The following is a 9732-nucleotide window of genomic DNA, read 5'->3' on the forward strand; positions in this document are numbered from 1 at the left end:
TTAATCTGATTGGCTGGCTTGTTAATTTTTAAACCCTTGTTTTAACTTTTTAAAACTTTATCACTTTGAAATTTTTATTTTGAAGTATTGATCTTGATATTTTGTACCATTTTTTCTAATTGTGAGTAATTTATGAGCACCAAAGTTTATACTAGCGCGTCGCCCGCTAGGCTGTTATTAGTCGATGACCATCCTATGCTACGCCGCGGCATCTCTGAATTATTAAGTCTTGAGAATGATGTCAAAGTCGTTGGTGAAGCGAGCAACGGGCAAGAGGCATTAGAGTTTCTAGCAAACAATGAAGTGGATTTGGTAATACTTGACCATAAAATGCCGGTACTTACTGGTATTGAAACCTTACGAGAAATCAAAGCAAGAAATATCACTACCAAGACCGTTTTGTTCACGGTTTCTGATAGTGGTGAAGACGTACAAGAAGCTTTAAAATTAGGCGTTGATGGTTATCTGTTAAAAGATATGGAGCCTGAGCTGATTATTATTGATATTAGAAAAATACTACGCGGCGAGCTGGTCATCAGCCCAAATCTAGCCTCGATATTGGCACAAACTCTGCGCACTCCCAGTATCGAAGATATCGCCAGTAATCTGACCAGCAGAGAGCTACAAGTCATTCAGATGATTGCGCAAGGGCTGAGTAATAAGATGATTGCTAATAATCTAGATATTGCTGAATCAACGGTAAAAGTACACGTCAAGCATATCCTCAATAAAACAGGTCTTCGGACGCGTGTCGAAGCTGCAGTATGGACGGTAAACCATTTGTCTAAGTAGCTATTTTTGAAATAATGGTAGTTAAGTTAAAAGTATCTATCGCGTTTATCTAAAACTAAAAGCCCACCTAACAATATGCTAGGTGGGCTTTTAGTTTTAGATATAACCATCAGAGAGTATGACTCTTTAATCTTAGCACTTAATATCAGCTTTTAGCACTCACTTTCTGCAGCAATCTGCCGATCGACGGAAGACATTTTATACTCATCACCAAAAGCATCTTCAGGCTCTGCTAACCAGAAATAGCAGACAATCCATGCAATCAGTGCGCCGATGGCGATAATATAAAAGAACTGATTGGGCTCAACAAAGGTATAAATGAATAAGTAGAATACCGCCCCAACATTACCATAAGCGCCTGTCATTCCTGATATTTGACCAGTTAGACGCCGCTTAATGGAAGGGATAATACCAAAGGTTGCGCCTTCTGCACCCTGCACAAATACCGAGCATAGAATCGTAAACACCACGGCGATAAACAGTGGCCATTCAGCATTGAGTACACCCATCAGCACAAAGCCAATCGCGATACCAAACATATAAACCAACATCACTAAACGGCGATTACCAACCTTGTCAGAGATATAACCGCCAAGTGGACGTGCCCATAAGTTAACAAAGGCAAAGGTTGACGCAATCAGACCTGCGGCGGTTGGATCCAATTTCCAAGTTGCCGCAAAGAACATCGGTAGCATGGAAACCACCGCTAGCTCTGCACCAAAGTTAGCAAAGTAGCTTACATTAAGCGCCGCAACGGACTTAAAGGGATATTTATCATCTTCTGGAATACCAGCTTTAATCATAGGCACATTGACACTGATGGCTTTATAAATTTGATAAACAACCATCAATACAATCACGCTATAGCAGACGATAGCGCCCGTCACACTCAAAAAATCCATCGCTTGCGTACGATAAACCAGCAATCCCAGTACGCCATATAAAGGCACAATAAATAGGCAGTATAACCCCAAGTCTTTCCAAGTAGATACTTCTAAAGCGCCTGATTTTCTTGCTTTTTTATGAGTACCAACCTCTGGTCCGTCAGTAATTAAAAACCAATAAGCCACGCCGTATATAGCTAACAGCAAACCAGATAACGCAATTGCCCAGCGCCAACCATCCTCACCACCGAAAAATTGTAAAGCAACGGTTGGAATGGTAATAGCTGCGGCAGCCGAACCAAAGTTGCCCCAACCTGCATAGAAGCCTTCGGCAAAGCCAATGTCCTTTGGCTTAAACCATAACGCCGTCATATGAATACCGACGACGAAGCCTGCACCGACGATAGACATAAATAAGCGTGCGACGAATAGCTGCATGGCAGAGTCGCCAAACGCGAAAAACCACGTCGGTATCGCCATCACGACCATTAATATAGAAAACACGCGGCGCGGACCAAAACGATCCAAGGCCATACCGACGATGACGCGCCCCGGAATCGTCAACGCGACGTTGGCGATTAGAAATAATTTAATATGATCTGGTGTCAAATAGCTTTCTGTTTGAAGGATAGACGTGGCGAGCGGTGCCATATTAAACCAGACATAAAAGGTCAGAAAAAAAGCAATCCACGTATAGTGAAGCGCCCTTATCTCACGGCGTTCAACCTCGAGTAATTCTTTCGCATGCATGATAATGTCCCCATTATAAATTCTGATGCCTGTAATGGACACAAGATAGCAATAAAGGGGGTGTCATAACTATTGAGCGAAAGCAGTATAGCGACTACTTTCCATACTACTTAATGGGGAGTAGGCAGGCATTTTAACGCGTTATATTATTATTAATAATCAAAATCATACAAGGGTAGTAAAACCATTTAAAAGGTGCTATTTTATATTAATGATAATTATTCTCAATTGGGCATTGATCTTTAAGGCAGATTGAGATAAAAATCTACATTGAGTAAACTAGCCAAGGAGTTATCATGAGTGCCACTACGAATACTGACAATACCACTAACACCGCTAACCCCAATCCTGTCATTCCAAGTCATTGGAAAATAAAACGTTCAACACACTTCTTCACCAAAGATAAAGTGCCTAACGCCTTATTAACCCATCACAATACGGCGGAAGGCGTATACGGGCAAATTTGTGTCATGCAAGGGACGGTTACCTTTTATGGATTTTCAGACGAAGCAGCTACTGAGCCAGAAAAGACAGTCGTTATTAACGCCGGACAGTTTGCGGTCAGCCCGCCTCAATATTGGCATCGCGTAGAATTAAGTGATGATGCCCAATTCAATATTAACTTTTGGACAGAAGGAGATACAGGCAATAAGTCGATGTTTAATAGCTCTACTATCCACACTAAACCTATTGAAAAATTATTTGATAAGCCAACTCAATGATAAGAGTTCTACATATTTGTATCTCACGCAGGTTGATAAAGAAAAGCGGGCAGTATCCGTGATGACAGTCAAGGACCTATGCAGGTAGTTTCTGGTGGTTATGGTCGCGAGCAGGTTCATTTCGTTGCGCCTAATGCCGATAGGCTATCAGATGAGCTAGACAAGTTTTTATCTTGGTTTAACACGTCATCAAATGAGCCCCCTATGGCAGGATAGATTGTACCAACGAGAGACTATAGTGAGTTCAATATAAAAGAGTTACGCTCAGCATAGCAATATGCTGGTATAAATTTCTCTCGCTTGCTGTGCGCTTCGCACTCCAGAGGCTTCGTAAAATTTATCCCAGCAGTACTGTGTTCTTTTTAAATTGAATCGACTATAGTGAGCTATGCTGTCAAATCCGTAGACATAAACTTGGGAGATTTTAGTTTAGATGTTTTTGAAGGTTGGTCACCATTTGGTCACCGTCGCTTTTTTGAGTAATTTTATAGAGCTTAAATACTTGTGATTATAGAGCGATACCAATAAGGGTTTTCCCCTACAGCCCATATTTTACGGACAAAAAAAGCCCCAGTCGTTAGACCGGGGCTTTCTAAATATTTGGTAGGCATAAGCAGACTCGAACTGCTGACCTCTACCATGTCAAGGTAGGTCAACCAAAACCCATAAATGTATCTTATATTACATCCCTTTATTTATAATGCCTACAGCGATTTTTAACTTCACGAAAACGCAAAGTTATTTAAAATCATATTAGATTTATTTCGTAAATAGGCACTATAAAATTATAGTGTTTTTACCTCCACTCCCTCCTCGGTTTTTTGAGCTAATTACCTATATTTTCTCCACTTTTTCTGTCCTTTTTACTAAAAAGGCTAGGTTTAACTCATCATTTCGGCGATGACTTTCCTTGTTTATTAAGTTTAATCTCTGCATAATATAAGGAGAATAGCCCTCTAACTTCTGCAGGTTTTGGTCTTATTATGAAACACGTTACTTATATTCATGAACACCCCAATTGGACAGATTGGCAATGGTCAGATAAAAAACTGTTGCCGCTGGTAAGCCAAGTGCGATTGCTTCAAGGTCAGCTTCTCGGAAAATTGCTGACACTAGGATTTGATTTAAATGTTGAAGCTCAGTTAGACGCCGTTACTCTTGAAATCGTTAAAACATCTGAGATCGAAGGTGAAATTTTAAAAACAGATCAAGTAAGATCCTCTGTTGCTTGGCATTTAGGGGTTGATGACCATAATATGCCTGCAGCCTCACGAGAAATTGATGCAGTGGTTGAGATGATGCTAGATGCAACATTCCACTATCAAAAGCCCTTATTGTTAGAAGATTTGCTCGGTTGGCATCGAGCGCTGTTCCCAGAAGGCTATAGCGGGCTTTATCGTATTAAAGTTGGCAAGCTTCGGGATGATAGTCAAGGCGCTATGCAAGTAGTTTCAGGAGGCTATGGCCGAGAGCGAGTGCATTTTGTTGCTCCTCATGCAGACAGGATTTTTGATGAGTTGGATCTTTTTTTACAGTGGCTTAATATGCCGTCTAGCCAGCAAGATAATTTAGATTTGGTCATTAAAGCGGGTATCGCGCATTTATGGTTTGTGACGTTGCATCCTTTCGATGATGGTAATGGACGGCTGACAAGAGCAATCACGGAGCGAATGCTAGCAAAAAGTGATGGTAGCGCTCAGCGCTTTTATAGTATGTCCGCGCAAATTCTAAATCGGCGCAATGATTATTATAAGGTGTTGGAACGTACACAAAAAGGCGATCGCGATATTACTTTGTGGCTGGTTTGGTTTTTAGAAACGCTGAAAGACGCTTTACTTGCAGCTCAAGCGACCACCGATAAAATTATGGATAAAGCCAGCTTTTGGCAGATGCATCGACATCATGCGTTAAATGATAGACAGATTAAGATGCTTAATAGTTTGATGAGTGACTTTTACGGCAAGTTGACCACTAAAAAATGGGCGACTATTAATAAGTGCTCGATTGATACCGCACTTCGAGATATCAATGATTTGATAGAAAAAGGAATGTTAGAGAAGTCCGCTGCTTCAGGGCGTAGTACAAATTATGAGATTGTTTTATAAGCTTGGGCACTGATTGACAGCTAGTCCTAGTTATACCCTCCCGCAACCTTCTTGACAGCTTCAGCTTTAAATTCGGCTCTAGGAGGTAGTTTTCTTGTTTCTGGTAAGCTCCGATTAATACGCTTAGTTTACCAAGTTTACCTCTACGGTTTCTTCAGCATAGCTCAGCCCCCTTTGGTTTTTATAGTTAATCAAAACAATATACATATTACAGTAATACTAAACCAGTGAGTACACCTGAAAACCTATCATTAGCCTATACCCAAAACATAAAACCTCTAAACGATAACTTAGCTATCATTAGACTTGTTTCTATTATTAAATGATAGTATTATCAATGAACATTAGTTATTGAGTCTAAACAATAAAGGTGGCGCTATGACCGTTCGTATTTATGTAAGAGCCAGCACTAAGGATCAAGACGCTAAGAGAGCCTTGTCTGACTTGATTAGCTTTAGCCAAAGCTATAACGTTAACCATGTTGAGTACGTTGAGCATTTCAGTGGTACAAAGCTCGATAGGCCAGTATTAGCTAAGCTATTAAAAGACGCTGATCAAGGCGATATTCTGCTGGTTGAAAGCGTGGACAGATTAAGCAGGCTATCTCAAGATGATTTTGCAATTCTAAAGCAGCGCATCAAAGACAAGGGCTTACGATTGGTGGTGGCTGATCTACCAACCACGCATACGGTAAGTAAGGGCATGACAGGTGAGATCCTAACAGTGATTAACCATATGCTGATCGACTTATTAGCAACGATGGCAAAGCTTGATAACGACAAGCGTAGAGAGCGTATCAAGCAGGGATTGGCTAACAGTGGCTATAAGCCCACTGGTAAGAAGCCTAATACAACGAAACACAATCGTATTAGGGAGTTAGACAGTCAAAGCAATATGACAAAAGAGGAAATCGCTAAGGCGGTTGGTGTTGGGGTAGCTACCGTTTATCGAGTGATAAGAGAAAGCTAGAGCGTCCTGGGATTGACCTATGCTTTAAATTCCGTACTATAGCTTTACTTTTTCTTAGTCATGGCAAACTCCGATTAATACACCGAGTTTACTTATACGGTGTATTCAGCATAGCTCAACGTACTAACTGAATATTTTCTTGGATAATCCATATGAAATTAAAATGGAATAAAATCATTATTTTTGGTGTTTTTCGTTTTAACAAGAGAGACCTCTGCTTTAGTTTTTATGCTAGCCTCTAGCTTTTTGATAAAACGTATCGAAGCTGCTACATGGTTAAAAATAAGTAAGCTTTCCTCGTAGTTCAATATTGGATTATCGTGGGCAAGGCTTTTATTATTACGTACGTCGTTGAATGCTTCCAATACAGAGATACTAGTTTTTAATATGCGATCAGTCATAGCTGACTCAAGATGTCCATCTTTACGTAGTCTTTTCACGTACTCGCCAAAAATACTATTTAGTGGCTTATCAACGGTAATATCAATGTTATAGCGCTCAGAAGTGATACGTACAAACTTGTTTACAAAGGTGTGTAAGCGATCTAGTGCCGCTTCAGGCTGATTTTTGTCTATGGCTTCACGGACATGGTTAGCCACTATTTCAAAATCATAATCATCCGAAATTGCAGTTAAAGCATCTAATTCAGCCACAGGTTGATCACTAAGCAGTCGCTTCGCGATATTTTGGCAGTTGGCGATTAGTAAAGAATTACTATCACCAAAACACTGCTCTTCATTAGCGTAGTCGATTAGTCCTTCGATGACACGCCCTAAAACATGATTATTAGCCACTGTCCAGAAAGTGCGCATCCGGTTCGCTTTTGATGTGCCACCTGTCTTGTACTGCTCGTTATCAATCTCGATTCTATATTCATCGAAGAAATCACCAAAGGTGCGGTCTGAAAAGTTCAATACATATCCACTTTCCATACCAAGTAGCTTTTCTAGTTTGCGACGTTCACTTCCGCTAAGATCAGACATTTTCTCACTCTAATTTCATATTTTAAGTATTGTAGTATAGTATCAATCTAACAAAAGTTAGATAGTATTTTGAGGTATAGCTATAATAGCTTTGCAGAACTAACTGATGAACCTAAATCTACTGAAAATCCTCATAAGCTTAATGTCTAATTCATCAATGGTGTCTTAAAAAACAAAGATTATAAAAATAGCTTTGAAGCTATTACAAAGGAAACAAAGTGAACGTAACCCAGATAGAAGAAATCGTTAAAAAGTTAGCTTTAGATGTCATCAATAACTCAGTCGAAAAGGATCAGTTCATATACGAGTTGATGGCAGCTTATGGGCATAGAAAGACGACAGTAAGCCGTATCAAGTCAGGTGAGCGTAACCTAGCCAAGGTCGCAGGAGAAGTCAGGGCCAAGCGCCATATCTATTTTAAGCACAGTGATAGCAATAAAGTGTTCTCAGATATCGATGACATGAAGAAAGAGCCTTCTGTCACGCGAGAGAAGATACGCTTTATTATTGCAACTGATTTTAATCAGTTTGTAGCTATAGATACGCGTACTAATGACACACTTGATATTGAGTTTGGTGAGCTTGGTAAACATTTCGACTTTTTCTTACCTTGGGCCGGTATGGAAAAAGCCGTATATCAAAGTGATAATCCAGCTGATGTAAAAGCAGCTGAAAAGATGGCTAAGCTGTTTGATTTGATTAAAGCAGATAATTTTAATGAAGAAAATAAAAATGATACTGCCGCACTTCATAGTCTGAACGTATTTTTAACTCGTTTGCTGTTTTGTTTTTTTGCAGAAGATACAGGTATATTTGCGGATAACCAATTTAGTGCTGAGCTTGAGTCTCATACCAAAGCAGATGGTTCTGATGTAGATAGTTACCTTAATCGTTTATTTAAAGTCTTAAATACTAACAAAGAAAATCGTCATGATTTACCAGATTATTTGGCCAAATTTGAATACGTTAACGGTGGACTCTTTGCTGACGCTATTGCTTCACCAAAGTTCTCTACCAAGTCTCGCAGAATGCTCATTGAATGCGGTAGCGAGCTAGATTGGTCAGATATCAACCCTGATATTTTTGGTTCTATGATTCAAGCCGTCGTACATCCTGATCAGCGTGGCGGTATGGGGATGCATTATACGTCTGTCATCAACATCATGAAGGTGATTGAACCACTATTTCTGGATGATTTGTATGCAGAGCTAGAGAATATTGCAGAGAACATTGATCCAAAGTTAAAACCTAGCCGCCTACGTAAACTGCATGATCGCATCGCTAACATTAAAATTTTCGACCCAGCCTGTGGCTCAGGTAACTTTTTGATTATTGCTTTTAAAGAGCTTAGAAAACTTGAGATGGAAGTCATTAAGCTACGTCAAGAGCTAGTAAAGGACGGTCAACAAGATGATTTCTTTGATGAAATTAGTCTAGATTCATCATTTTCACGAATTAGGCTTTCTCAATTCTATGGTATAGAGCTTGATGATTTTGCTCATGAAGTAGCCATACTCTCGCTTTGGTTAGCTGAGCACCAAATGAATGTAGAATTCAAAGCGGAATTTGGAGAGTGTGAGCCAGCTCTACCATTAAGACAAAGTGGCAATATAGTACCCGGTAATGCTTTACGCATGGAATGGAAAGACATATGTAGTAATAGGTATAAAGAAGAAGTTTATGTGATAGGTAATCCTCCTTATATAGGTGAGAGTAAACAAAATGCCTCGCAGAAAAGCGATATGGCTTATGTATTTAAAGGTAAGAAAAACTATAAAAAACAAGATTATATATCTTGTTGGTTTCTAAAGGTATCCGAGTATATTTGTGAAAATACAAAAGCCGCCTTTGTTTCAACTAGTTCCGTAACTCAAGGGATTCAAGTTGGTATGTTGTGGCCTCACTGTTTTAATAATGGAACTGAAATTATATTCGCGTATAAACCTTTTGAATGGAAGAATAGCGCTAAGGATAATGCTGGCGTTTACTGTGTAATTGTGGGACTTGGTATTATATCTAAGTCGCCTAAAAAAATATTTTCTGATACGCATATTAGAATAGTTAAATCTATAAGTCCTTACTTGGTTGAAGGGGAGTCTAAAGCTGTTATCAAGGTAAGTCGCCCTCTGTTTGACTTACCAATCGCTATGAAAGGAAACGGAGTTTACGATGGAGGATATTTTATGTTCACTCCTGAAGAAAAAAAAGATTTAATATCTGAGTTTCCTAGGTCATCAAAGTTTCTAAAAAAGGTCACAGGCTCGAAAGAGTTTATAAGCAATACTGAAAGATGGTGTATTTGGATTAATGAAAATGATTTGAGTGAAGCAAAAAGTATACCGTTCATAGATAAAAGAATAGAGAAGGTAAAAAAATGGAGAGAGAATTCGGGAGAAACAGCGAGACCATCCCACATTCTGTGTAACTGCCCTTTAGATTAAATGCTTACTAATACGGTCATCAAACATAATCATAAAGCGATTAAGAGCAGACGTCCAGTTACGAATGGGCATCGACCACTTTTTAG

Annotated in this window: 8 protein-coding genes; 6 read left to right on the forward strand and 2 right to left on the reverse strand. The window is 39.5% G+C overall.

Annotated features, from left to right (window positions below):
• Positions 1–132 precede the first annotated feature (132 nt).
• Entirely contained in the window at positions 133–792 is a 660-nt protein-coding gene (gene narL / locus JMW90_RS12215) for a two-component system response regulator NarL (protein ID WP_201564522.1), read from the forward strand.
• A 152-nt stretch (positions 793–944) separates the two neighbouring features.
• Here narL and JMW90_RS12220 read toward each other — a convergent pair whose 3' ends face one another.
• The gene (locus tag JMW90_RS12220; protein ID WP_201564524.1) at positions 945–2426 is read right to left on the reverse strand and encodes an MFS transporter; all 1482 of its coding nucleotides are present in this window, start codon (positions 2424–2426) and stop codon (positions 945–947) included.
• A gap of 296 nt (positions 2427–2722) precedes the next feature.
• On the opposite strand from JMW90_RS12220, the gene JMW90_RS12225 reads away from it, so the two are divergent.
• The 4 genes from JMW90_RS12225 (at position 2723) to JMW90_RS12240 (ending at position 6222) form a co-directional block, all read left to right on the forward strand.
• On the forward strand, positions 2723–3148 hold the full coding sequence (locus JMW90_RS12225; protein WP_201564526.1) for a TehB family protein: 426 nt from the start codon (positions 2723–2725) through the stop codon (positions 3146–3148).
• A 78-nt stretch (positions 3149–3226) separates the two neighbouring features.
• Positions 3227–3364 carry a hypothetical protein gene (locus tag JMW90_RS12230; RefSeq protein WP_227691958.1) on the forward strand — a complete coding sequence of 46 codons (138 nt, stop codon included), beginning with the start codon at positions 3227–3229 and terminating at the stop codon, positions 3362–3364.
• Positions 3365–4131: 767 nt separating this feature from the next.
• Positions 4132–5253, forward strand: a complete 1122-nt coding sequence (locus tag JMW90_RS12235) for a Fic family protein (protein ID WP_201564528.1) — start codon at positions 4132–4134, stop codon at positions 5251–5253.
• Positions 5254–5631: 378 nt separating this feature from the next.
• Positions 5632–6222, forward strand: a complete 591-nt coding sequence (locus JMW90_RS12240) for a recombinase family protein (RefSeq protein ID WP_201564530.1) — start codon at positions 5632–5634, stop codon at positions 6220–6222.
• Between the two features lie 158 nt (positions 6223–6380).
• Here the strand turns inward: JMW90_RS12240 and JMW90_RS12245 are convergent, their stop codons facing one another.
• The gene (locus tag JMW90_RS12245) at positions 6381–7205 is read right to left on the reverse strand and encodes an abortive infection family protein (RefSeq protein WP_201564532.1); all 825 of its coding nucleotides are present in this window, start codon (positions 7203–7205) and stop codon (positions 6381–6383) included.
• A gap of 218 nt (positions 7206–7423) precedes the next feature.
• On the opposite strand from JMW90_RS12245, the gene JMW90_RS12250 reads away from it, so the two are divergent.
• Positions 7424–9646 (forward strand): DNA methyltransferase, encoded by a 2223-nt coding sequence (locus JMW90_RS12250; protein ID WP_201564534.1) that lies wholly within the window; start codon positions 7424–7426, stop codon positions 9644–9646.
• Positions 9647–9732: the final 86 nt, after the last annotated feature.

The sequence above is a fragment of the Psychrobacter glacincola genome, from assembly GCF_904846215.1.
Lineage (GTDB): Bacteria > Pseudomonadota > Gammaproteobacteria > Pseudomonadales > Moraxellaceae > Psychrobacter > Psychrobacter glacincola.